The organism is Erwinia piriflorinigrans CFBP 5888 (assembly GCF_001050515.1).
In the GTDB taxonomy this organism is placed as follows: domain Bacteria; phylum Pseudomonadota; class Gammaproteobacteria; order Enterobacterales; family Enterobacteriaceae; genus Erwinia; species Erwinia piriflorinigrans.
The window spans coordinates 327,808-352,550 of sequence record NZ_CAHS01000013.1; the positions used below are offsets into that span (position 1 = coordinate 327,808).

Annotated in this window: 22 protein-coding genes; 20 read left to right on the top strand and 2 right to left on the bottom strand. The window is 54.2% G+C overall.

The window, feature by feature from the left end:
• Positions 1-17: 17 nt before the first annotated feature.
• A complete protein-coding gene (gene kdpE, locus EPIR_RS06000) occupies positions 18-698 on the bottom strand; it encodes a two-component system response regulator KdpE (protein ID WP_023654423.1) in 681 nt (226 codons plus the stop codon).
• A gap of 264 nt (positions 699-962) precedes the next feature.
• On the opposite strand from kdpE, the gene EPIR_RS06005 reads away from it, so the two are divergent.
• The 10 genes from EPIR_RS06005 to nei all read left to right on the top strand — a co-directional run bounded on the left by EPIR_RS06005 (position 963) and on the right by nei (position 9,787).
• Positions 963-1,919, top strand: a complete 957-nt coding sequence (locus EPIR_RS06005) for a YbgA family protein (protein ID WP_023654424.1) — start codon at positions 963-965, stop codon at positions 1,917-1,919.
• 14 nt (positions 1,920-1,933) lie between these two features.
• Entirely contained in the window at positions 1,934-3,367 is a 1,434-nt protein-coding gene (gene phrB, locus EPIR_RS06010) for a deoxyribodipyrimidine photo-lyase (protein ID WP_023654425.1), read from the top strand.
• A gap of 2 nt (positions 3,368-3,369) precedes the next feature.
• Positions 3,370-4,113 (top strand): type 2 GTP cyclohydrolase I, encoded by a 744-nt coding sequence (locus EPIR_RS06015; RefSeq protein WP_023654426.1) that lies wholly within the window; start codon positions 3,370-3,372, stop codon positions 4,111-4,113.
• A 124-nt stretch (positions 4,114-4,237) separates the two neighbouring features.
• On the top strand, positions 4,238-4,894 hold the full coding sequence (pxpB, locus tag EPIR_RS06020; protein WP_023654427.1) for a 5-oxoprolinase subunit PxpB: 657 nt from the start codon (positions 4,238-4,240) through the stop codon (positions 4,892-4,894).
• Positions 4,888-5,826, top strand: coding sequence for a 5-oxoprolinase subunit PxpC (pxpC, locus tag EPIR_RS06025; RefSeq protein WP_023654428.1), 939 nt, complete (start codon positions 4,888-4,890; stop codon positions 5,824-5,826). Before pxpB ends, pxpC begins: the two co-directional genes overlap by 7 nt.
• The gene (pxpA, locus tag EPIR_RS06030; protein ID WP_023654429.1) at positions 5,810-6,547 is read left to right on the top strand and encodes a 5-oxoprolinase subunit PxpA; all 738 of its coding nucleotides are present in this window, start codon (positions 5,810-5,812) and stop codon (positions 6,545-6,547) included. The genes pxpC and pxpA overlap by 17 nt, the downstream gene beginning before the upstream one ends.
• 59 nt (positions 6,548-6,606) lie before the next feature.
• Complete coding sequence (locus EPIR_RS06035; RefSeq protein ID WP_048697004.1) at positions 6,607-7,335, top strand: DUF969 domain-containing protein; 729 nt, start codon at positions 6,607-6,609, stop codon at positions 7,333-7,335.
• Position 7,336: 1 nt separating this feature from the next.
• The gene (locus EPIR_RS06040; RefSeq protein ID WP_023654431.1) at positions 7,337-8,326 is read left to right on the top strand and encodes a DUF979 domain-containing protein; all 990 of its coding nucleotides are present in this window, start codon (positions 7,337-7,339) and stop codon (positions 8,324-8,326) included.
• A 7-nt stretch (positions 8,327-8,333) separates the two neighbouring features.
• On the top strand, positions 8,334-8,975 hold the full coding sequence (pcp, locus tag EPIR_RS06045) for a pyroglutamyl-peptidase I (RefSeq protein WP_023654432.1): 642 nt from the start codon (positions 8,334-8,336) through the stop codon (positions 8,973-8,975).
• Between the two features lie 17 nt (positions 8,976-8,992).
• Positions 8,993-9,787 (top strand): endonuclease VIII, encoded by a 795-nt coding sequence (gene nei / locus EPIR_RS06050; RefSeq protein ID WP_023654433.1) that lies wholly within the window; start codon positions 8,993-8,995, stop codon positions 9,785-9,787.
• A gap of 80 nt (positions 9,788-9,867) precedes the next feature.
• On the opposite strand, the gene EPIR_RS06055 is transcribed toward nei, so the two are convergent.
• Positions 9,868-11,151, bottom strand: coding sequence for a citrate synthase (locus tag EPIR_RS06055; RefSeq protein WP_023654434.1), 1,284 nt, complete (start codon positions 11,149-11,151; stop codon positions 9,868-9,870).
• A 626-nt stretch (positions 11,152-11,777) separates the two neighbouring features.
• Here EPIR_RS06055 and sdhC point away from each other — a divergent pair.
• The 10 genes from sdhC (at position 11,778) to cydB (ending at position 24,741) form a co-directional block, all read left to right on the top strand.
• The gene (gene sdhC / locus EPIR_RS06060) at positions 11,778-12,167 is read left to right on the top strand and encodes a succinate dehydrogenase cytochrome b556 subunit (protein ID WP_023654435.1); all 390 of its coding nucleotides are present in this window, start codon (positions 11,778-11,780) and stop codon (positions 12,165-12,167) included.
• Positions 12,161-12,508, top strand: coding sequence for a succinate dehydrogenase membrane anchor subunit (gene sdhD, locus EPIR_RS06065; RefSeq protein ID WP_023654436.1), 348 nt, complete (start codon positions 12,161-12,163; stop codon positions 12,506-12,508). Before sdhC ends, sdhD begins: the two co-directional genes overlap by 7 nt.
• Positions 12,508-14,274 (top strand): succinate dehydrogenase flavoprotein subunit, encoded by a 1,767-nt coding sequence (gene sdhA, locus EPIR_RS06070; protein ID WP_023654437.1) that lies wholly within the window; start codon positions 12,508-12,510, stop codon positions 14,272-14,274. The genes sdhD and sdhA overlap by 1 nt, the downstream gene beginning before the upstream one ends.
• A gap of 17 nt (positions 14,275-14,291) precedes the next feature.
• Complete coding sequence (locus EPIR_RS06075; protein WP_023654438.1) at positions 14,292-15,008, top strand: succinate dehydrogenase iron-sulfur subunit; 717 nt, start codon at positions 14,292-14,294, stop codon at positions 15,006-15,008.
• Between the two features lie 229 nt (positions 15,009-15,237).
• Positions 15,238-18,045: a 2-oxoglutarate dehydrogenase E1 component gene (sucA, locus tag EPIR_RS06080; protein ID WP_023654439.1), complete on the top strand. Its 2,808-nt coding sequence runs from the start codon at positions 15,238-15,240 to the stop codon at positions 18,043-18,045.
• A 13-nt stretch (positions 18,046-18,058) separates the two neighbouring features.
• The gene (odhB, locus tag EPIR_RS06085) at positions 18,059-19,276 is read left to right on the top strand and encodes a 2-oxoglutarate dehydrogenase complex dihydrolipoyllysine-residue succinyltransferase (protein ID WP_023654440.1); all 1,218 of its coding nucleotides are present in this window, start codon (positions 18,059-18,061) and stop codon (positions 19,274-19,276) included.
• A 96-nt stretch (positions 19,277-19,372) separates the two neighbouring features.
• Positions 19,373-20,539, top strand: a complete 1,167-nt coding sequence (gene sucC, locus EPIR_RS06090; protein ID WP_023654441.1) for an ADP-forming succinate--CoA ligase subunit beta — start codon at positions 19,373-19,375, stop codon at positions 20,537-20,539.
• Complete coding sequence (gene sucD / locus EPIR_RS06095; RefSeq protein WP_023654442.1) at positions 20,539-21,411, top strand: succinate--CoA ligase subunit alpha; 873 nt, start codon at positions 20,539-20,541, stop codon at positions 21,409-21,411. The genes sucC and sucD overlap by 1 nt, the downstream gene beginning before the upstream one ends.
• 616 nt (positions 21,412-22,027) lie before the next feature.
• A complete protein-coding gene (gene cydA, locus EPIR_RS06100; RefSeq protein ID WP_023654445.1) occupies positions 22,028-23,608 on the top strand; it encodes a cytochrome ubiquinol oxidase subunit I in 1,581 nt (526 codons plus the stop codon).
• Entirely contained in the window at positions 23,602-24,741 is a 1,140-nt protein-coding gene (gene cydB, locus EPIR_RS06105; protein WP_023654446.1) for a cytochrome d ubiquinol oxidase subunit II, read from the top strand. Before cydA ends, cydB begins: the two co-directional genes overlap by 7 nt.
• Positions 24,742-24,743 lie beyond the last annotated feature (2 nt).

Consider the following 24,743-nt stretch of genomic DNA (forward strand, 5'->3'; position numbering starts at 1 on the left):
TGTGAATGCCCTTTTTTTTATGGCATAAAGCGATAGCCAACCCCGGTTTCGGTCAGAAGGTGCTGGGGGCGTGCCGGATCATGTTCCAGCTTTTGCCGCAGATGGCCCATATAAATACGCAGATAATGGTGATGTTCAACCGCATTAGGCCCCCATACCAGTATCAGTAGCTGGCGCTGTGTCATCACTTTGCCAGGATGATTTAGCAGGCTTACCAACAGGCGAAACTCCGTCGGCGTCAGGTGCAGAGCCTCGCCGTTGCGCGTGACGCGGCGAGCGGTGATATCAACGCTGACGCTACCAAAATCGATGCGCTCCTGCCTGTTTTCCCCGTTCTGCGGGTGATGGCGTAAAGCAACCCGTACTCTTGCCAGCAGTTCACCCACGCCAAAAGGCTTGGTCAGGAAGTCATCGGCGCCGGCATCCAGCGCCGTGATTTTATCTTGCTCATCGCTGCGCGCCGAAAGGACAATCACCGGTATCTGGCTCCACTGGCGAATTTCACGAATAAACTGGCTGCCATCACCATCAGGCAGTCCCAGGTCGAGGATAACCAGCTGCGGTTTACGCGTTGCTGCTTCAATCAGCCCACGTTTCAGGGTTTCTGCATCGACAATGCGAAAGCCTTCACCCTCCAGCGCAACGCGCAGAAAACGGCGGATCTCTTTTTCATCTTCAACAATCAGAATGGTGGTCACAAAACCTCGGCAATCGGTCAATTTTCAGCACTGCGTAGCGCATACCCACCCTAATTTAGCAAAAAAGGGAGGATGGCGTCTGTGATATTCATCCGGGCATATTGTCCCTGTTTGTCACATTGTGACTTCACGAAACCGCGATACTGACCTGACCGCATATCAGCTAAAAGCGAAAACTCTGCCAAAGGGTGGGATATTTTTGCCAGAGAGGCAGAGTTTTGAGCTACACTTAAATGTGTACAGGTTTTTTGAGGTTGTATAACTATGGATAAAAAGATCCCGGTTGGTATCAGTGCCTGTCTGTTGGGCGAGCGCGTACGCTTTGATGGTGGCCATAAACGCAGTGAATTTGCCGCGCAGCAGCTGGCACCTTATCTTCACTATGAACCCGTATGCCCGGAGATGGCGATTGGGCTGCCCACTCCGCGTCCCGCGCTGCGTCTGACCGAAGCGGCGCAGGGCGAGATATCACTCTGTTTCAGCAACGGCAATGATTTACCCGTCACGGAAAAGATGCAGGCATTCTCACGGCAAAAAGTGGGCCATTTGCATCATCTGTGTGGTTATATTGTCTGCGCTAAATCCCCCAGCTGTGGCATGGAAAGGGTACGTATCTATCAGCCAGATAATAACAATAACCGCAAGGCCGGAACCGGAGTGTTTACTCGCGAACTGATGGAGCAGATGCCGTGGCTACCGGTGGAAGAGGACGGGCGTCTTCACGATCCGCTGCTGCGCGAGAATTTTGTTGCACGCGTCTATGCCCTGCACGAATTTAATCAGCTGTGGAGCGCCGGGCTGACGCGCGCCAGTCTGATGGCGTTTCATACCCAATATAAATTGCTGCTGCTGGCCCACTCCCAGCCTGCTTATCGTCAGATAGGGCCTTTTGTGGCCAAAATGGACCAGTGGGCATCGCTGGAGGCGTTTGCCCACGAATACCGGCAGAGGCTGATGGATCTGATGCAGCAGCCGGCAACGCGCACTAACCATACCAATGTGCTGATGCATGTGCAGGGCTACTTCCGCCGTGAGCTGACTTCCGCACAGCGTCAGGAGCTGGCCGGCGTGATTGATGACTATCGTCAGGGGCTGCTACCGTTGCTGGCACCCATCACTCTGCTGAAACACTATATGACAGAATTCCCACATCCGTGGCTGGCCGGGCAGCGCTATTTTGCGCCTTACCCGGAAGCGCTGCGTCTGCGTTACGGACACTAATTTCAGGGAGCTTTATGACAACTCATCTGGTCTGGCTGCGCAACGATTTGCGCATCAATGATAACCACGCCCTGTATGCCGCCTGCCGTTCTCAACAGGCTAAGGTCATTGCGCTATTTATTGTCACGCCGGAGCAGTGGCGAGCGCACCATATGGCACCGAAGCAGGCCGAATTTATCTGGCAAAGTTTACAGGATGTACAGCAGTCGCTGGCAGCAAAGGGAATTGCCCTGCACGTTGCACAGTGCGATGACTTCAACGCCAGCGTCCCGTTGCTACAGGCTTTCTGCCGTGAGCACCGCGTCGACCGCCTGTTTTACAACTATCAGTACGAAGTCAACGAACGGCAGCGTGATGCGGCGGTCGAGCAGGCGCTCTTCGATGATGACGTGGTGGCACAGGGCTTTGACGATAGCCTGCTGCTGCCGCCCGGCAGCGTACTGACCGGTAATCGTGAAATGTACAAGGTGTTCACCCCGTTCAGTAAAGCTTTCGTCAAACGCCTGCAACAAGGCTTGCCGGAGTGCCTGCCAGCACCTGACGTGCGGCAGGGAGGGGCGATTGAAGCCGGTAAAAATTCTCTGCAGCCATTTGACTATCCGCGTGAAGACATTGATTCCAGCCTGTTTCCCAGCGGCGAAAAAGCAGCGATTGCCCGGCTGCGCGAGTTCTGCCAGCAGGCGGTCACCGATTATCCGGACAAGCGCAACTTACCGGCCAGCGACGGCACCAGCCGCCTGTCGGTTTATCTCGCCACTGGCGTGTTGTCACCACGCCAGTGTCTGCATCGCCTGCTGAAACAGCATCCGGGCGGATTGGAAGACGGCAAGGTCTTTGTCTGGCTTAACGAACTGATCTGGCGCGAATTTTATCGCCATTTGCTGGTGGCATTTCCCGCGCTGTGTCGCCATCAGCCGTTTACCCGCTGGACCAGAAACGTGAAATGGCGCGAAGAACCACAACATCTGACCGCCTGGCAGCAGGGGAAAACCGGCTATCCGATTGTCGATGCGGCGATGCGTCAGCTCAACAGCCTGGGCTGGATGCATAACCGTCTGCGCATGATCACCGCCAGTTTCCTGGTGAAAGATCTGCTGGTCGACTGGCGTGAAGGCGAGCGCTATTTTATGTCGCAGCTGCTGGACGGCGATCTGGCTGCGAATAACGGCGGCTGGCAGTGGGCGGCTTCTACCGGAACCGACGCCGCGCCTTATTTCCGTATTTTCAATCCCACCACTCAGGGAGAGCGCTTCGATAAAGAGGGCGAGTTTATCCGCCAGTGGCTACCGGAGTTGCGTCAGGTCCCGCCGGAATATATTCATCAGCCGCATCAGTGGGCGCGGAAAAATCAGCAAACGCTCGATTATCCCCAGCCGATCGTGGATCATAAGCAGGCACGCCAGCAAACGCTGGATGCTTTTGAGGCGGCACGAAAAAAACGGGACTGATTATGCGAAATACTGAACTTGAACAGCGGGTTAACCAGCTTCTTAGCAGCGCCGATTTTAGCGACTATGCGCCGAATGGGTTGCAGGTTGAAGGGCGCAGCGAAATTAAAAAAGTGATTACCGGCGTCACCGCCTGTCAGGCACTGCTGGATGAAGCCGTGCGTCGCCAGGCAGATGCGGTGCTGGTTCATCACGGCTACTTCTGGAAAAATGAAGCGGTTGCGATTAAGGGCATGAAACGCCAGCGCCTCAAAACCCTGTTGGCAAACGATATTAACCTGTTTGGCTGGCACCTGCCGCTGGACGCACACCCGCAGTTGGGCAATAACGCCATGCTGGCAGAGCTGTTTGGCATTGAGGTGAAGGGCGAGGTGTTGCCGCTGGTTCCCTGGGGGGAATTAACACAGCCGATAAGTGCAGCCGGGCTGACGCAGCATATCAGCCAGGCGCTGGGACGTGTACCGCTGCACTGTGGCGACAATGCCCCATCGGTGATTAAACGCGTCGCCTGGTGCAGCGGCGGCGGACAGGGCTTTATTGACGCCGCCGCCGCTTTCGGCGTTGATGCTTTTATCACCGGCGAAGTCTCTGAACAGACGATACACAGCGCCCGTGAACAGGGGATTCATTTCTTCGCTGCCGGACATCACGCCACCGAGCGTGGTGGCATCAAAGCGTTGGGTGACTGGCTGGCCACGCAGCACGGGCTGGATGTCACTTTTATTGATATCGATAACCCTGCCTGATCCCTGCTTAAACGCCATAATTCTGCCATCAGCACGGCCGGCTCGGCCTGGCTGGTGGTTGACAGCCCCAACACAATTGCGCATAACTACCTGATTAACTTATATCTGTTTCAGGAGGCCTCTTTTGCAACAAGCACGTTGTTACCTGTTGGGTGAACGCGCGGTGGTACTGGAATTAGACCCTCCAATATCCCTTGCCAGCCAGCAACGTATCTGGGGGTTGACGCAATGCCTGCGGGATTGCCGCGAAACCCTCGAAATTATCCCCGGAATGAACAATATTACCATCCTGCTGCGCGATCCACAGCAGGATGCGCATGCGGCTATTGAGTGGTTACAGCAGCACTGGGAAGAGAGTGAAGCGCTGGATCTGACGTCGCGCCTGGTCGACATTCCGGTGGTCTATGGCGGTCATTCAGGCCCCGATTTGGACGAGGTGGCGCGTCACAGCGGCATGAGCGCATCTCAGGTGGTGGCCTGCCACGCATCGATGGATTACGTGGTGTATTTTATTGGTTTCCAACCGGGGTTTCCGTATCTCGGTGGGTTGGATCAACGACTCCATACGCCACGCCGTGCCGAACCGCGCGTGCAGGTGCCTGCGGGTTCGGTGGGGATTGGCGGCAGTCAGACCGGGGTATATCCCGTGGCCGCTCCCGGCGGCTGGCAGCTGATTGGTCAGACGCAGATCCCGCTGTTTACCCCTGAACAGCAGCCTCCGGTGCTGTTGCGTCCCGGCGATCGCGTGCGTTTTGTCCCGCAAAAGGAGGGCATATGCTGAATATTATCCGCGCAGGGATCAGCAGCAGTATTCAGGACGCGGGCCGCACGGGCTGGCGTCAATTTGGCGTCAGTCAGTGTGGCGCACTTGATCATCCGGCCATGCAAACCGCCAATATGCTGGTGGGTAACGCGCCTGACAGCGCAGTGCTGGAAATCACGCTTGGCGGTTTTTGCGCCGAGTTTGAGCGCGATGGCTGGATAGCGCTGACGGGCACCAGCTGCCACGCCGAGCTGGACGGTAAAGCGGTCTGGACCGGTTGGCGCTTTGCGGTAAAAAAAGGGCAGCGGCTGACGCTAGGTGTGCCCCAGCGCGGAATGCGCAGCTATCTGGCGGTCAACGGTGGCTACAGGATCGAAGCCGTCATGGGATCTGCCAGCACCGATTTGAAAGCCGGGTTTGGTGGGTTCGCCGGGCGTAAACTACAGGACGGTGACCGCCTGGCGCTCGGCAGGCCCGAAGGTGAATTTCATCAGCCTGTCGGCGTGCGCCAGCTGCTATGGGGCAACCGGGTGCGTGCCATGCCCGGCCCTGAATATCACCAATTCAGTGTAGAGAGCCGGGAAGCCTTCTGGCGAACGGCCTGGCGGCTTAATCCACAAAGCAATCGTATGGGGTACCGTTTGCAGGGGCGTCAACTGCGCCGCGATGACACGCGCGATTTACTGTCGCATGGTCTTGTTCCCGGCGTGGTACAGGTTCCGCCGGGCGGACAGCCCATTGTCCTGATGGCGGATGCGCAGACGACCGGAGGATATCCGCGTATTGCCTGTGTGATCGAAGCCGATCTCTACCATCTGGCCCAGCTGCGTCTCGGCGAGCCGGTTCACTTTGTTCACTGTACGCTGGAGGAAGCGCTTCAGGCAAAACGCGAGCAGCAGAGAACGCTGGCACAAATGGCGTGGGGATTAGCCAATGAAAGTCGATCTTAATGCCGATCTCGGAGAAGGCTGTGCTGACGATCGTGCGCTGTTGCAGTTGATCTCCTCTGCCAATATCGCCTGTGGCTTTCATGCGGGTGATGCCACAACCATGCTGCAGTCGGTACGGTGGGCGCTGGAATGCAACGTGGCGATTGGCGCGCATCCAGGCTTTGCCGATCGCGAAAACTTTGGCCGCAGCCCGCAGCAGCTGCCGCCGGAAACCCTTTACGCCCAGCTGGTTTACCAGGTCGGTGCGTTGAAAGCGCTGACAGAAGGTGAGGGGGGGAAACTGGTACACGTTAAACCGCACGGCGCGATGTATAACCAGGCGGCAAAAGATCCGGCACTGGCCGACACCATCGCTCTCGCGGTCAGAGCGATTGACCCGGCGCTGATACTGGTTGGGCTGGCGAACAGTGAGTCAATACGCGCCGGAAAACGCCACGGGTTAACCACGCGCCAGGAGGTGTTTGCCGACCGTGCTTATCAGAGCGATGGATCGCTGGTTGCTCGCGGTCAACCCGGTGCGCTGGTCGAAAGCGATGAACAGGCCATCAGACAAACGCTGTGGATGATACAAAAAGGGCAGGTACAGAGCCAAAGCGGGGACTGGGTGAAGGTTCAGGCAGACAGTATCTGCCTGCACGGTGACGGCCCTCACGCGCTCGATTTTGCCCGCCAGCTGCGTCAGGCATTCAGCCTGCAAGGTATCGAAGTCAGCAGCCGCTAAACCCGCATGTTTTCATGTCCCGACAGGCGTTGGGGCTTTTTTTTGATGAAGGAGTCACAATGGATGTTGCCGTTAATCTCTGGCCGCTGGTGGGTATTGCCACTATCGTGGTCGGTTTCTTGTTACGTTTTAATCCGGTGATTGTGGTGGTGGTGGCCGGTATCGTCACCGGGCTGGCGGCACGGATGCCGGTTGGCGATATTCTGGAAAAGCTCGGTTCCGGCTTTCTTAATACGCGCAATTTACCGTTTATCCTGCTGCTGCCGCTGGCGATCGTTGGCCTGCTGGAGCGTCATGGTCTGAAAGAGCGCGCGCAGGCGTGGATTGCGCGCATTCGCAGCGCCACCGCCGGACGGTTATTGATTATTTATCTGCTGGCACGAGAGCTTACAGCGGCAATGGGGTTAACCAGTCTGGGCGGACATCCGCAGATGGTGCGGCCGCTGCTGGCACCGATGGCCGAAGGCGCGGCAGGCAATCGCTATGGCGAGCTTCCCGATGCGGTGCGTTACCGGCTACGGGCAATGGCCGCAGCGACGGATAATGTGGGCCTGTTTTTTGGCGAAGATATTTTTGTAGCATTCGGGGCAATCATCTTTATGCATAATTTTATGCAGGAGTCGGCGGGGATCCAGACCGAGCCGCTGCACATTGCCCTGTGGGGGATCCCTACCGCCGTTTGTGCTTTTCTAATCCACGCGGTGCGTCTGCATCGTATGGATAAACGCCTCGCTACCGAGCTGGATGATCTGAATGCCAGCGCCCTGAAACAGAAGAGGGAGGCATAATATGTTTCAACAGGCTTATCTTTTCTGGCTGGCCGGTACTGTCCTGCTGGTGGTGGCGCTGCTGTCATGGTGTGACAAAAGCAATCCACGACGCCTGACCACCGGGCTATTTTGGGCGCTGTATGGCCTGGTGTTTTTTATTGGCGACTGGGTAACCGCCTTTATCAATGTTCGCACGCTGCATATCAGCGTCGGCGTTGGCGTGGTGGTCATGGCGCTGATTGCCGGCTGCGGTGGCGTCAGGCTCGGCAGCTATTCTCAGCGCTCAGAGCAACAGCGGGAACAGAGCGCGGTTCGCCTCGGCAACCGCCTGTTCTTACCGGCGCTGATGATCCCTGTGGTCACCGTGATTGGCGTGCTGGCGTTTAATCACATTCCCGGCCTGCAACAGATGGTTTTCGGTGAGGGCAACTATGCGACGCTGATCACCCTGTTCTCCATGACGCTAGGCTCCCTGCTGGCCTGGCTGGTCGCGCTGAAAATGACAAGGGAAAGTCCCATACAGTCCCTTCAGGAGTCCCGCCGCCTGCTGGACTCGATTGGCTGGGCGTTTATCCTGCCGCAAATTCTTGCCACGCTGGGCTTGCTGTTTACCAGCGCTGGCGTGGGTAGCGCTATTGCCCACCTGACCGAGAGCTGGCTGGCGGTGGATAACCGTTTCGTCGCCGTGGTGCTGTATGCCGTCGGCATGGCGCTGTTAACCATGATCATGGGCAATGCCTTTGCCGCTTTTCCGATTGTCACCGCCGGGATTGGCATTCCCATTCTGGTGCTGCAACATCATGGCAACCCGGCGGTGATGGCGGCAATCGGCATGTTCTGCGGCTATTGCGGTTCGCTGATGACGCCGATGGCGGCAAATTTCAATATTGTGCCTGCCAGGCTGCTGGAGCTGCCGGACAGGAATGCGGTGATCAAGGCTCAGATCCCCACCGGCGTGCTACTGTTAACTGCCAATATCTTCCTTTTGTATTTCATGATGTTTTTGTGAGGGAACAATGAAAAAGGTATTGATCACAGCTTTCGAGCCGTTCGACGGCGAACGGATTAATCCCTCGTGGGAAGCCGTCAGCCAACTGCATAACCGATTGATTGGCGATGTCAGGCTCGTCGCTAAACAGCTGCCCTGCGCATTTGGCACCTCGCTGGAGGTGCTATATGCCACGATTGAAGCGGTGAAGCCCGACCTGGTGATTGCAGTGGGGCAGGCCGGTGGACGCGCCGATATCAGCATTGAGCGCGTGGCGATAAACGTTGACGATGCGCGTATCCCGGATAATGCGGGAGCACAGCCCATCGATGAGCCTGTGGTTGTCGGCGGCCCGGCAGCCCTGTTTTCCACTTTGCCAATTAAGGCGCTGGTGGCGGGTATCCGTGAAGCCGGTATTCCCGCATCGGTCTCGCAAACCGCCGGCACCTTTGTCTGTAATCACGTTATGTACGGACTGTTGCACTATTTGCGCCGGCGCAAAACGCGCGGCGGATTTATTCATATCCCTTATCTGCCCGAACAGGCGCTGCATCATCCGGGGGCAGCCAGCATGTCGCTGGCAACGGTAACCCTGGCGCTGGAGATGGCCGTGAGCATTGCCGTGGCGGTCGAACAGGATATTCGTCTTGAGGGCGGGGCGAATCATTAAGGTTAAAGGAGCGTCGGATGCCTGAAGGTCCTGAGATCCGCCGGGCGGCAGATCGGTTGGAAGAGGCGATAAAAGGGAAAGTGCTGACCGATGTCTGGTTCGCTTTCCCGACATTGCAGACTTATCAGCAGATGCTGGTTGGTGAACGGATCATTTCTATTGAAACCCGTGGTAAAGCGCTGTTAACCCATTTTTCTAATGGTCTGACGTTATACAGCCATAATCAGCTTTACGGGGTCTGGCGGATTATCAACAGCGGCAGCGAACCTGCGCAAAGCAAACGCGTACTGCGGGTACGGCTGGCGGCGGCGGATAAGACGCTGTTGCTGTACAGCGCTTCGGAGATTCAGCTACTTGATGCACAAGGGCTGGCCGAACATCCTTTTTTAGCGCGCGTCGGCCCCGATGTGCTCGATATGACGCTCACCGTGGAGCAAGTGCGTGAGCGCCTGTTGTCGAAACGTTTCCGCCGCCGCCAGTTCAGCGCGCTGCTGCTGGACCAGGGATTTCTCGCCGGACTGGGCAACTATCTGCGTGTTGAAATTCTCTGGCAGGCGCGGCTTGCCGCACAGCATAAAGCCGAAACGTTAAGTGATAAGCAGTTGGATGTGCTTGCTGAAGCATTGCTGTCAGTCCCACGTCTTTCTTATCGCACCCGTGGCCGGGGGGATGAAAACCATCATCACGGCGCGCTGTTCAGCTTTAAAGTCTTTCATCGCGCGGGAAAAGCGTGTGAACGTTGCGGTGAGACCATTATAAAAATCATGCTCTCTTCCCGACCTTTTTACCAGTGTCCCGGCTGTCAGAAATAAAAAGGCCGGACTGATTAAACCAGCCCGGCCACGGTTAGTGGTTGCACCCGGATGTGTTAACGGGCCTTATCGCCAACGGTTTACTTTTTAATTTTTGAGGTAAAATCACGCTGATCGTAGCCGGTGTAAAGCTGACGCGGACGGGCAATTTTCACGCCATCATCGTGCATTTCCTTCCAGTGAGCAATCCAGCCAACGGTTCGTGCCATCGCGAAAATCACCGTGAACATGGAGGACGGAATCCCCATTGCTTTCAGAATGATGCCTGAATAGAAGTCGACGTTAGGATAGAGTTTGCGTTCAATAAAGTAAGGGTCGTTGAGTGCAATGTGCTCCAGCTCCATCGCCACTTCCAGCAGGTCATCTTTCATACCCAGCTCATTCAGGACTTCGTGGCAGGTTTCGCGCATAACGGTCGCACGCGGATCGTAGTTCTTATACACGCGGTGGCCGAAGCCCATCAGACGGAACGAATCGTTTTTATCTTTAGCACGGCGGATGAATTCAGGGATGTGCTCGACGGTACTGATCTCTTCTAACATGCGCAGGCAAGCCTCGTTTGCTCCGCCGTGAGCAGGGCCCCACAGCGACGCAATCCCCGCCGCGATACAGGCAAACGGATTGGCTCCGGATGAGCCGGCAGTACGCACGGTCGAGGTGGAGGCGTTCTGTTCATGGTCGGCATGAAGGATCAGAATGCGATCCATAGCACGCTCCAGAACTGGGTTCACCACGTACTCTTCACAAGGGGTGGAAAACATCATATTCAGGAAGTTTCCGGCGTACGACAGGTCGTTACGCGGATAAGCAAACGGCTGACCAATAGAATATTTATAACACATAGCCGCCATAGTGGGCATTTTCGACAGCAGGCGGAAAGCGGCAATTTCACGATGTCGTTCAATATTGACGTCCATGGCATCGTGATAAAATGCGGCCAGTGCCCCGGTAACGCCGCACATCACCGCCATCGGATGGGAGTCACGACGGAAGCCGCGAAACAGGTGGTGAATCTGCTCATGTAGCATGGTATGACGCGTTACCGTCACCTTGAATTCCTGGAACTGTTCTGCGCTCGGTGCTTCACCATTGAGAAGAATATAACAAACTTCCAGATAGTTAGAGTGTAAGGCCAGCTGGTCAATGGGAAAACCACGGTGCAGAAGGATGCCTTCGTCACCGTCGATGTAGGTAATTTTTGACTCGCAGGAGGCAGTAGAAGTAAACCCTGGGTCGAAGGTGAAGTAGCCTTTTGCGCCGAGTGCACGGACATCAATTTCTTCCGGGCCCAGTGTGCCCTTCAGCACATCGAGCTCGATCGGAGCTTCACCATCGAGGGTTAGCGTTGCTTTTTTATCAGCCATTTACAATCTCCTTAGCGCCTTAATGAGGGATCTTTATCACCGGGAAAGCCACATCTCCCCAGCCTCTTGCCTGACGCAAAAGGTAATCAACTCTGTGGCATCTTATTGTGTGCAGGGTACAGAGTGACGGGCGCATGCTGGCCGGGATGGTAACAACCTGATGAGTATCATGTTATGACAAGATCCGGTCTGAACATAGCTTACGTGAAAGCCAATATCTGAGACTCTTGATAATCTTAACCAATGTTACATAACTTGTGCTTACGGGAAAGGGTATCCCCATAACTTTTGTGCATCATAAAACTTTAGCCCCAAGTTTGTAGCAAAATTGTTTAACTTTTGTCAAATCAGATAATTAAATTAGCTTATTTTGTCAAAATTGTGAGGGTGATCACTGTTCGGCCGAAAGTTCACCAAAGAGTTTGTAGGGGAATTGTAATGAGATTGTGATCCACTTATACTGCGGCCAGGTCTCCGGAAATACCCTGCCGTAGGAGCCACCCAGCGTTTCATACGCGCCGTTTGACACTGGACGTTGAAGTTTAAGTGCCTGTCGCGAATGCTTGCCTTCATTAACGCTGTCTGACCCCCTTCAGGACCGGAGGAAGCAAAATAAGAAAGGCTGTGTGGGCAAAACCGTGAAAAAACAAAGACCTGTCAACTTGGATCTCTCTACGATCCGGTTTCCCTTAACTGCAATTGCGTCCATTCTCCACCGCGTTTCCGGCGTCATTACCTTTGTGTCGATCGGAATTTTGCTCTGGTTACTGGGTTTGTCGCTCTCTTCTCCCGAAGGTTTCCTCCAGGCTTCTGCCGTGATGGATAGCTTTATTGCCAAATTTATCATGTGGGGCATTTTGACTGCACTGGCTTACCATATTGCCGGTGGCATTCGCCATATGATGATGGATTTTGGCTTGCTGGGTGAAACCTTAGAAACAGGCAAACTTTCCGCGCAAATTGCATTCGGTATCACTGTCGTGCTTTCAATTCTGGCTGGAGTCCTCGTATGGTAAGCAACGCTTCTGCACTGGGGCGCAACGGCATTCATGACTGGCTGCTGCTGCGTGCCGCCGCTATGATAATGACCCTCTACGTGTTTTATATTCTCGCTTTTATCGTGATGTCCGGGCCATTGACCTTTGATATCTGGCGTGGTTTTTTCGCTTCCTCCTTTACTAAAGTCTTCACCCTTCTGACGCTGTTCTCCATCCTGGTGCATGGCTGGATTGGGATGTGGCAGGTACTGACCGACTACATCAAACCACTGGCGCTGCGCATGATGTTGCAGCTGGTTATCGTGGTTGCACTGTTGGTGTATGCCATTTATGGAACTGTTGTTGTGTGGGGTGCGTAATGAATTTGCCAGTCAGAGAATTTGACGCCGTTGTGATAGGCGCAGGCGGTGCAGGTATGCGTGCCGCATTACAGATTTCCCAATCGGGCCAGACTTGCGCCCTGTTATCGAAAGTTTTTCCAACCCGCTCCCATACGGTATCCGCTCAGGGGGGGATTACCGTTGCACTGGGTAATACTCATGAAGATAACTGGGAATGGCATATGTATGACACCGTCAAGGGTTCCGATTATATCGGCGACCAGGACGCGATTGAGTATATGTGTAAAACCGGCCCGGAAGCGATTCTGGAACTGGAGCATATGGGATTGCCATTCTCACGCCTTGATGATGGCCGCATCTATCAGCGCCCATTTGGCGGGCAGTCGAAAAACTTCGGCGGTGAGCAGGCGGCACGTACTGCTGCTGCCGCTGACCGTACCGGCCATGCGCTGCTACATACGCTTTATCAGCAGAACCTGAAAAATAAAACCACCATTTTTTCCGAATGGTACGCACTGGATTTGGTGAAGAACGCCGACGGGGCAATCGTTGGCTGCACCGCGCTTAACATCGAAGATGGTGAAGTGGTTTATTTCAAAGCGCGCGCAACGGTACTGGCTACCGGCGGTGCAGGGCGCATTTATCAGTCGACCACCAATGCGCATATCAATACCGGCGATGGGGTTGGCATGGCGCTGCGTGCCGGTGTACCGGTGCAGGACATGGAGATGTGGCAGTTCCACCCAACCGGCATTGCCGGTGCAGGCGTGTTGGTGACGGAGGGCTGTCGTGGTGAAGGCGGCTATCTGTTAAATAAACACGGTGAGCGCTTTATGGAGCGTTATGCGCCGAATGCGAAAGATCTAGCCGGGCGTGACGTAGTGGCTCGTTCAATTATGATCGAAATTCGCGAAGGCCGTGGTTGTGACGGTCCGTGGGGACCACACGCCAAGCTGAAGCTGGATCATCTGGGCAAAGAGGTGCTTGAGTCACGTCTGCCCGGGATTCTGGAACTTTCTCGCACATTTGCCCACGTAGACCCGGTAAAAGAACCTATTCCGGTCATACCCACCTGTCACTATATGATGGGCGGTATCCCGACTAAAGTCAGTGGTCAGGCACTGACGGTAAACGAGCAGGGGGAAGATGTGGTGATCCCTGGCCTGTTTGCCGTAGGCGAAATTGCCTGCGTATCGGTGCACGGTGCTAACCGTCTGGGGGGGAATTCACTGCTCGACCTGGTGGTCTTCGGCCGCGCGGCTGGGCTGCATTTGCAGGAGTCTATCCAGGAGCAGGGCGCACTGCTGGATGCAACGGAAGAAGAAATTGAGGCTTCACTGGCGCGTCTGAACCGCTGGAATAACAATACCACGGGTGAAGACCCGGCAGAGCTGCGTAAAGCGCTACAGGCCTGTATGCAGCATAGCTTCTCGGTATTCCGTGAAGGCGATGCAATGGCAAAAGGCCTGGCCGAGTTGAAGGTGCTGCGTGAGCGTCTGAAAAATGCCCGTCTGGATGACCGTTCCAGCGACTTCAACACCCAGCGCGTTGAGTGCCTGGAGCTGGACAACCTGATGGAAACGGCCTATGCCACCGCCGTGTCGGCTAACTTCCGTACCGAAAGTCGTGGTGCTCACAGCCGCTTTGACTATCCTGAACGTGACGATGCAAACTGGTTATGTCACAGCCTGTATCTGCCGCAAAGTGAAAGCATGACGCGCCGTGAGGTAAACATGCAGCCAAAACTGCGTGAGGCCTTCCCGCCGAAAGCGCGTACCTACTAGTTTGCGGAGATAACACCATGAGACTCGAATTTTCCATCTATCGTTATAACCCGGATGTCGATGATGCTCCGCGCATGCAGGATTATCAGCTGGAGTCGGAAGACGGTCGTGACATGATGCTGCTGGACGCGCTAATGCGTCTGAAGGAGAAAGATCCGACGCTAGCATTCCGCCGTTCCTGCCGTGAGGGTGTATGTGGCTCTGATGGCCTGAATATGAACGGTAAAAATGGCCTGGCCTGTATTACGCCAGTCTCTGCATTAGGCAACGGCAAAAAGAAAATTGTTATCCGTCCGCTACCCGGTTTACCGGTGATCCGCGATTTGGTAGTAGACATGGGGCAATTCTATGCGCAGTATGAGAAGATTAAGCCTTACCTATTGAATAATGGGCAGAAACCGCCAGCAAGGGAGCATCTTCAGCCGCCAGAACAGCGTGAAAAGCTGGATGGCCTGTACGAATGTATTCTTTGCGCCTGTTGTTCCACCTCATGCCCGTCATTCTGGTGGAACCCGGACAAGTTTATTGGCCCGGCTGGCCTGCTGGCAGCTTATCGTTTCCTGATTGACAGCCGTGATACCGAAACAGATGCGCGTCTTGACAATCTGAATGATGCTTTCAGCGTGTTCCGTTGTCACAGTATCATGAACTGTGTGAGCGTCTGTCCGAAAGGGCTGAACCCAACCCGGGCGATTGGCCATATCAAGTCGATGTTGCTGCAGCGGGGTGCTTAACGCCAAAACGCCGGGAGTCAAAGGTTCCCGGCGTTTTATCAGGCCATCTTTGTAAGGGGTGTTCGCCAGACGAAAGTTAGCGGAAACCTTTTACAAAGGTTCCCTTACGGGCCGGTCGCTCGTATCGAAGAACCGTATCACGGTAAGCCGTTAACGCGGCGCGGGACTTGCAAAGGTTCCATTAAACAACCACGGCGAAAAAAAGCACAAATATGCTTAAGGGATCACAATGCAGAACAGCGCGATGAAACCCTGGCTGGACTCCTCCTGGCTGGCCGGCGCGAACCAGTCCTACATAGAGCAGCTCTATGAGGACTTTTTAACCGATCCTGATTCTGTCGATGTGGCCTGGAAGTCTCTCTTCCAGCAGCTTCCTGGAACTGGGGTTAGACCTGAACAAATCCACTCCACCACTCGCGAATATTTCCGCCGTCTGGCGAAAGATGCTTCGCGTTACAACACCTCCGTCAGCGACCCTGCAACCAACGCCAAACAGGTTAAGGTTTTGCAGCTGATCAACGCGTTTCGTTTTCGCGGCCATCAGCAGGCCAACCTTGACCCGCTCGGGCTTTGGAAACAGGAATCAGTAGCGGATCTTGATCCGGGCTATCATGGCCTGAGCGATGCTGATTTCCAGGAAAGTTTCAACGTGGGTTCTTTTGCCATCGGCAAAGAGACGATGAAGCTGGCCGATCTGTACGATGCGCTGAAGCAAACCTACTGCGGCTCCATTGGTGCAGAATATATGCATATCACCAACACCGATGAAAAGCGCTGGATACAGCAGCGTCTTGAATCGGTGGTGGGGCGGGCTTCCTACTCTGTTGAAGAGAAAAAAGGTTTCCTCAAGCAGCTGACCGCCGCAGAAGGTCTGGAGCGTTATCTGGGGGCAAAATTCCCCGGTGCGAAACGCTTCTCGCTGGAAGGCGGTGATGCGCTGGTGCCGATGCTGAACGAGATGATCCGCCATGCAGGTAAAAGCGGCACGCGCGAAGTGGTTTTGGGTATGGCGCACCGTGGCCGCCTGAACGTGCTGATCAACGTACTGGGCAAAAAGCCGCAGGATCTGTTCGACGAATTCTCCGGCAAGCATAAAGAACATCTCGGTACGGGTGACGTTAAGTACCATATGGGCTTCTCTTCCGATGTGGAAACCGAAGGCGGCATGGTTCACCTGGCGCTGGCGTTTAACCCTTCGCATCTGGAAATTGTCAGTCCGGTGGTCATGGGGTCGGTACGTGCCCGTCTCGATCGGCTCGATCAGCCGGGTAGTAATAAAGTGTTGCCGATTACCATCCACGGTGATGCTGCGGTTATCGGACAGGGCGTAGTGCAAGAAACCCTTAATATGTCCGAAGCGCGCGGTTATGAAGTGGGCGGTACGGTGCGTATCGTGATCAATAACCAAATCGGTTTCACCACCTCAAATCCCAAAGATGCGCGCTCTACGCAGTATTGCACCGACATTGGTAAAATGGTGATGGCACCTATCTTCCACGTCAACGCTGACGATCCGGAAGCGGTAGCCTTTGTCACCCGTCTGGCGTTAGATTTCCGTAACACCTTCAAACGCGATGTGTTTATCGATCTGGTTTGCTATCGCCGTCATGGCCATAACGAAGCCGATGAGCCAAGCGCCACGCAGCCGGTGATGTACCAGAAAATCAAAAAGCATCCTACGCCGCGTAAAATCTATGCTGACAAGCTGGAAGCCGAGCAGGTTACCCGCCTGGAAGATGCCACGGAAATGGTCAACCTGTACCGTGATGCCCTGGATGAAGGCGAATGTGTGGTGCCGGAATGGCGTCCTATGAGTCAGCACTCCTTTACCTGGTCACCGTACCTGAATCACGACTGGGATGAGAGTTATCCCGAGCGCATTGAACTCAAGCGCTTGCAAGGGCTGGCTAAGCGCATCAGCACCGTGCCGGAAGCGGTAGAAATGCAGTCGCGCGTGACCAAAATCTATAACGATCGTGCAGAAATGGCCGCTGGTAACAAGCCGTTCGACTGGGGCGCGGCGGAAAATCTCGCCTATGCCACGCTGGTGGATGAAGGCATTCCATGCCGTCTCTCCGGCGAGGATATGGGTCGCGGCACCTTCTTCCACCGTCATGCGGTGATTCACAATCAATCCAATGGATCGACCTACACCCCGCTACAGCATGTTCATAACGGTCAGGGCACCTTTAAAGTATGGGACTCCGTGCTTTCTGAAGAAGCGGTACTGGCGTTTGAATATGGCTACGCGACCGCAGAACCGCGTACATTGACCATCTGGGAAGCGCAGTTCGGTGATTTCGCCAACGGTGCTCAGGTGGTCATTGACCAGTTCATCAGCTCCGGTGAGCAGAAATGGGGCCGTATGTGTGGCCTTGTGATGCTACTGCCTCACGGTTACGAAGGGCAGGGGCCGGAGCATTCCTCCGCGCGTCTCGAGCGCTACCTTCAGCTTTGCGCCGAGCAGAATATGCAGGTTTGCGTCCCTTCTACCCCCGCGCAGGTTTACCATATGTTGCGTCGTCAGGCGCTGCGTGGGATGCGTCGCCCATTAGTGGTGATGTCACCGAAGTCACTGTTACGTCATCCGCTGGCGGTCTCTTCATTGGAAGAGTTGGCTGAGGGAGCTTTCCAGCCGGCGATTGGCGAAATCGACGCGCTTGATGCGAAGTCGGTGAAACGCGTGGTGCTCTGTTCCGGTAAGGTTTACTACGATCTGCTGGATAAGCGCCGCAAGAATGAGCAAACCGATGTCGCTATCGTGCGTATCGAACAGCTCTATCCGTTCCCACACAAAGCGGTTCAGGATGTGTTGAAGCAGTACTCCCACGTACATGATTTTGTCTGGTGTCAGGAAGAGCCACTTAATCAGGGTGCATGGTACTGTAGTCAGCATCACTTCCGTGAAATCGTCCCGTTTGGGGCTTCATTACGTTATGCCGGTCGTCCTGCTTCAGCATCACCGGCAGTGGGTTATATGTCCGTTCACCAGCAGCAGCAGCAAGACCTGGTTAATGACGCGCTGAACGTTGAATAATTAAGGAAAGAAAATGAGTAGCGTAGATATCGTTGTTCCTGACCTGCCTGAGTCCGTGGCTGATGCCACCGTCGCCACCTGGCATAAAAAACCCGGCGACAGCGTCAAGCGTGATGAAGTGCTGGTGGAAATTGAAACCGACAAGGTAGTTCTGGAAGTACCGGCTTCTGCCGATGGCGTGCTGGAAGCCATCCTTGAAGACGAAGGTGCTACGGTCATTTCTCGTCAGGCGCTGGGTCGTCTGAAAGAGGGCAACAGCGCTGGCAAAGAGACCTCTGCCAAAGTCGAAGCCAATGAATCGACACCAGCCCAGCGGCAGACGGCTTCACTGGAAGAAGAGAGCAATGATGCTCTCAGCCCGGCAATCCGTCGTCTGATTGCCGAGCACAGCCTCGATCCGGCAGCAATCAAAGGCAGCGGTGTCGGTGGACGCATCACGCGTGAAGATGTGGAGAAGCATCTGGCGCAGGCCCCGGCGGCAAAAGCTGAACCAAAAGCGGCAGAAGCCGCCGCGCCAGTGGGGCTGGCGAATCGCAGTGAAAAACGCGTGCCGATGACCCGTCTGCGCAAACGCGTAGCCGAACGTCTGCTGGAAGCGAAAAACAGCACCGCGATGCTCACCACTTTCAATGAAGTGAATATGCAGCCGATTATGGCGTTGCGTAAGCAGTATGGTGAAGCATTCGAAAAACGTCACGGCGTTCGCCTGGGCTTTATGTCCTTCTACATCAAGGCCGTTGTTGAGGCGCTGAAGCGTTATCCGGAAGTGAATGCCTCAATCGACGGTACGGATGTGGTTTATCATAACTACTTTGACGTCAGTATTGCCGTCTCAACGCCGCGCGGTCTGGTTACCCCGGTGCTGAAGGATGTTGATGCGCTGACTATGGCCGACATTGAGAAGAAAATCAAAGAGCTGGCGGTGAAAGGACGTGACGGTAAGCTGACTGTTGATGAACTGACCGGTGGTAACTTCACTATCACCAATGGTGGTGTATTTGGTTCGCTGATGTCCACGCCAATTATCAACCCGCCACAGAGCGCCATCCTCGGTATGCATGCAATCAAAGATCGCCCGATGGCGGTCAATGGACAGGTAGTGATCCAGCCAATGATGTACCTGGCGCTCTCTTACGATCACCGTCTGATCGATGGGCGTGAATCTGTCGGTTATCTGGTAGCGATTAAAGAGCTGCTGGAAGATCCGACCCGTCTGCTGCTGGACGTCTAAATACCCGGCGTGCGGCATGCAATGATGCCGCACCCAACCCTATGTATGGCTGCTTATGGCAGCTCCGTCTTTTCAGATCTGAATGGATAGAACATCATGAACTTACACGAGTATCAGGCAAAGCAGTTGTTTGCACGGTATGGCTTACCGGCACCCACCGGTTATGCCTGCACAACGCCACGCGAAGCAGAAGAAGCCGCCTCCAAGATTGGTGCTGGCCCGTGGGTAGTGAAATGTCAGGTTCATGCCGGTGGCCGTGGTAAAGCGGGCGGTGTGAAGGTGGTAAACAGTAAAGAAGATATCCGTGCTTTTGCCGAAAACTGGTTGGGTAAACGTCTGGTGACCTATCAGACAGATGCCAACGGTCAGCCTGTTAACCAGATCCTGGTTGAAGCCGCTACCGATATCGACAAAGAACTGTATCTTGGCGCAGTTGTCGATCGTGGTACCCGCCGCGTGGTGTTTATGGCTTCCACCGAGGGTGGGGTAGAAATCGAAAAGGTAGCGGAAGAAACCCCGCACCTGATCCACAAAATGGCGCTCGATCCACTGACCGGCCCGCAGCCTTATCAGGGGCGTGAGCTGGCGTTCAAGCTGGGTCTGACCGGTAAGCAGGTTGGTCAGTTCACCAAAATCTTTATGGGTCTGGCTACGCTGTTCCTGGAGCGCGATCTGGCTCTGGTTGAGATCAACCCACTGGTGATCACCAAGCAGGGCGATCTGGTGTGTCTGGACGGAAAACTGACGGCCGACGGTAATGCGCTGTTCCGCCAGCCGGATCTGCGCGAAATGCGTGATCCAAGTCAGGAAGATTCGCGTGAAGCACATGCTGCCCAGTGGGAACTGAACTATGTTGCGCTGGAAGGTAACATTGGTTGCATGGTAAACGGTGCAGGCTTGGCGATGGGCACGATGGATATCGTGAAGCTAAGCGGTGGACAGCCAGCGAACTTCCTCGACGTTGGCGGCGGCGCGACCAAAGAGCGCGTGACCGAAGCCTTTAAAATCATTCTGTCTGACGACGCGGTAAAAGCGGTGTTCGTTAACATCTTCGGCGGTATCGTGCGCTGCGACCTGATCGCAGATGGGATCATCGGTGCCGTGGCGGAAGTGGGCGTTAACGTGCCGGTGGTGGTTCGTCTGGAAGGGAACAATGCCGAGCTGGGTGCCAGAAAACTGGCCGACAGCGGCCTGAATATTATTGCAGCAACCAGCCTGAGCGACGCGGCGCAGCGCGTTGTTGCCGCAGCGGAGGGTAAATAATGTCTATTTTGATCGATAAAAACACGAAGGTAATCTGCCAAGGCTTCACCGGTGGCCAGGGGACTTTCCACTCCGAGCAGGCGCTGGCATACGGTACTCAGTTGGTGGGTGGCGTCACTCCCGGCAAGGGCGGTACTGAGCATCTTGGTCTGCCGGTGTTTAATACCGTGCGCGAAGCGGTCGACGCGACGGGCGCAACCGCATCGGTCATCTACGTTCCGGCTCCGTTCTGCAAAGACGGTATCCTGGAAGCCATTGAAGCGGGCATCAAGCTGATCATTACCATTACCGAAGGCATTCCGACTCTGGATATGCTGACGGTGAAGGTGAAACTGGATGAAGCCGGTGTGCGGATGATCGGTCCAAACTGCCCGGGTGTGATCACACCTGGTGCCTGTAAGATTGGCATTATGCCTGGCCATATTCACCAGCCGGGCCGCATCGGTATCGTTTCCCGTTCAGGGACTTTGACCTATGAAGCGGTCAAGCAGACCACTGATATCGGTTACGGCCAGTCAACCTGCGTGGGTATTGGCGGCGATCCGATCCCCGGTTCAAACTTTATCGATATTCTGAAGCTGTTCCAGGATGACCCGCAGACGGAAGCGATCGTGATGATCGGGGAAATCGGCGGTAGTGCTGAAGAAGAAGCGGCAGCATTTATTAAAGAGCACGTCACCAAGCCGGTGGTGGGTTATATCGCTGGTGTGACCGCGCCGAAGGGCAAACGTATGGGCCACGCCGGTGCCATTATCGCCGGCGGTAAAGGCACGGCAGACGAGAAGTTCGCTGCGCTGGAAGCGGCCGGTGTGAAAACCGTCCGTAGCCTTGCCGATATCGGTGATGCTGTGAAAGCGGTACTACCACAGTAAATTCGCCTGGTATTAAAAATATTTAACAATTAGCCACCTTCGGGTGGCTTTTTTACGTCAATCTCTGCCATATTATTATTCATATCAGACTGCCGATCTGGGATGAATAAAAATAGATGCATGCCGGGAATTTCGTTCTTAACTTTTTTGCGTTGATTTTTTTTCATTTGAGTAAGATAAGGTACACGCCTGCTTAACATTACCTTCGCGCTATCATACATCTGTCCCGTCAAATATTGTTCTATATCAATGTTGCGCCAGTTATTTATTGGCTATATTTCTGGCGTATTACCGCTTAATTCGATTAAATGGGGTCGTGATAATTATCGGGGTATTAATTCATTAATAATTAATATATTTAGTTAGAAATAAGACGGTCTTCATAAAATAGCTTAATCAGGGGCTGGCAGAGTCCTGAGAAGATCATGATTGATACAGTGATGGTTTGAAATATTAAGTTGCTCTTGAGTTATCTGGCTCAGGCTTTCTGTTTTGGGTCAGGAACGACTATAAAATACAAAATTCTCGTTATTCATTGTGAAGTCACCGAATATTGTTGAGGTGGTTGACTCAGCATGGCTTCTGACAGCACCCACTTGCTAAGCAAGGAGTTAATATGTTGGATATTGTCGAACTGTCGCGTTTACAGTTTGCATTAACAGCGATGTATCATTTCCTGTTTGTACCTTTGACGCTGGGCATGGCATTTTTATTAGCCATTATGGAAAGTGTCTATGTCTTGTCCGGCAAGCAAATTTATAAAGACATGACCAAGTTTTGGGGCAAGTTGTTTGGTATTAACTTTGCCCTGGGCGTGGCAACCGGACTCACTATGGAGTTTCAGTTTGGCACTAACTGGTCCTATTACTCGCATTATGTTGGGGATATATTTGGCGCCCCGTTGGCCATCGAAGGTTTAATGGCCTTTTTCCTTGAATCCACCTTTGTCGGATTGTTCTTTTTCGGCTGGGACAGGCTGGGTAAAGTACAGCATTTGGCGGTCACCTGGCTGGTCGCTCTCGGCTCTAACCTTTCGGCATTATGGATACTGGTGGCCAACGGCTGGATGCAGAACCCGGTGGCGTCGGAATTTAACTTCGAAACGATGCGTATGGAGATGGTCAGCTTCTCTGAACTGGTGCTGAATCCGGTTGCACAGGTGAAATTTGTCCATACCGTTGCCGCCGGTTATACCTGCGGCGCTATGTTTGTTCTTGGCATCAGTGCTTATTATTTGCTGCGTGGCCGCGATACGGCTTTTGCTAAACGTTCATTTGCCATTGCCGCCAGTTTTGGCATGGCCGCGATCCTCTCTGTGATTGTGCTTGGCGATGAATCTGGCTATGAAGTGGGTGACGTACAAAAGACGAAACTCGCAGCGATAGAAGCCGAATGGGAAACCCAGCCTGCCCCTGCCGCTTTCACCCTGTTCGGTTTACCTGACCAGAATGCGCAACAGAATCACTATGCGGTACAGATCCCCTGGGCGCTTGGCCTGGTGGCGACGCGTTCCACGGATAAGCAGGTCACCGGCCTTAAACAACTGATGGAAGAGCATGAGGTACGTATCCGTAATGGTATCAAGGCCTGGGTGATGTTGCAGGAATTGCGCAGCGGAAATCAGGATCCCGCCTTGCGTGTTGCGTTTAATGCTGCGAAACAGGATCTTGGTTACGGGCTGCTGCTGAAACGTTATACCCCTGATGTGGCCGCTGCCAGTGAGGAGCAGATACGACAAGCGACAAAAGATTCTATCCCGCGTGTGGCTCCGCTCTATTTCTCCTTCCGTATTATGGTGGGATGTGGCGTGCTGATGCTGCTGATTATTGCCCTGTCATTCTGGTCAGTGATACGTAACCGTATTGGTCAGCGTCCAACGCTGTTGAAGTGCGCGTTATTTGCCATTCCCTTGCCCTGGATTGCGATTGAATCGGGTTGGTTTGTTGCTGAATACGGTCGCCAGCCGTGGGCGATCGGTGAAGTTCTGCCGACGGCAGTAGCAAACTCCTCCCTAACGGTGGGTGACCTGCTCTTTTCAATGGGGCTGATTTGCGGTCTTTATACGCTGTTCCTGGTCGCCGAAATGTATCTGATGTTTAAATTTGCCCGCCTGGGACCGAGCAGCTTGAAAACTGGACGTTATCACTACGAGCTTTCCAGCCCTCTCCACGCTAAGTCAGGAGCCTATAAATGTTAACTTATGAACTGATGCGGTTTATCTGGTGGCTGTTAATTGGCATTCTACTGATTGGTTTTGCCGTCGCCGATGGCTTTGATATGGGCGTAGGAATGTTGACGCGTATTCTTGGGCGCACCGATACCGAACGCCGGATTATGATCAACAGCATCGCTCCGCACTGGGACGGGAATCAGGTATGGCTTATTACCGCTGGAGGAGCGCTGTTTGCGGCCTGGCCGATGGTCTACGCAGCTGCTTTCTCTGGGTTCTATGTGGCGATGATACTGGTGCTGGCTGCACTGTTCTTTCGTCCGATCGGTTTTGATTATCGTTCGAAAATTGAAGACATGCGCTGGCGTACTCTGTGGGACTGGGGCATTTTTATTGGCAGCTTTGTCCCCCCGTTAGTGATTGGAGTTGCCTTTGGCAACCTGCTGCAAGGGGTGCCTTTCCATATCGATAACGATCTGCGTCTGTTCTACAGCGGTAACTTCTTTCAGCTGTTGAACCCGTTCGGGCTGCTGGTAGGGATAGTGAGTGTGACGATGATCCTGACCCAGGGAGCAACCTACCTGCAAATGCGTACCGTTGGCGAACTGCATCAGCGCTCCTGTAAGACTGCGCAAATTGCGGCGCTGGTCATGATGCTGTGCTTTGCGCTGGCGGGGATCTGGGTGAGATATGGCATCGATGGATATCTATTGACGTCAGCATTGGATCATAATGCGCCATCCAACCCGCTGGTGAAAGAAGTCGCACGCCAGGCCGGAGCCTGGATGCTGAACTTCAATGCAACTCCGATTCTTTGGGCCATCCCGATGTTGGGGATGGTATTGCCGGTATTCACCATCATCTGTTCACGATATGAAAAAGGCGCTGCGGCTTTCATCTTTTCTTCGTTAACGCTGGCTTGCGTGATCATGACTGCGGGCGTGGCAATGTTTCCGTTTGTCATGCCTTCCAGCCTGTCCCCCGCGATGAGTCTGACCATGTGGGATGCGACTTCAACCCTGTTGACGTTGAAAGTGATGACCGTGGCAGCGCTCATTTTCGTACCGATTATCCTGGCTTATACAACCTGGTGTTACTACAAGATGTTTGGTCGTTTGACGAAAGAGCAAATTGAAAATAACAGCCATTCCCTCTACTAAAA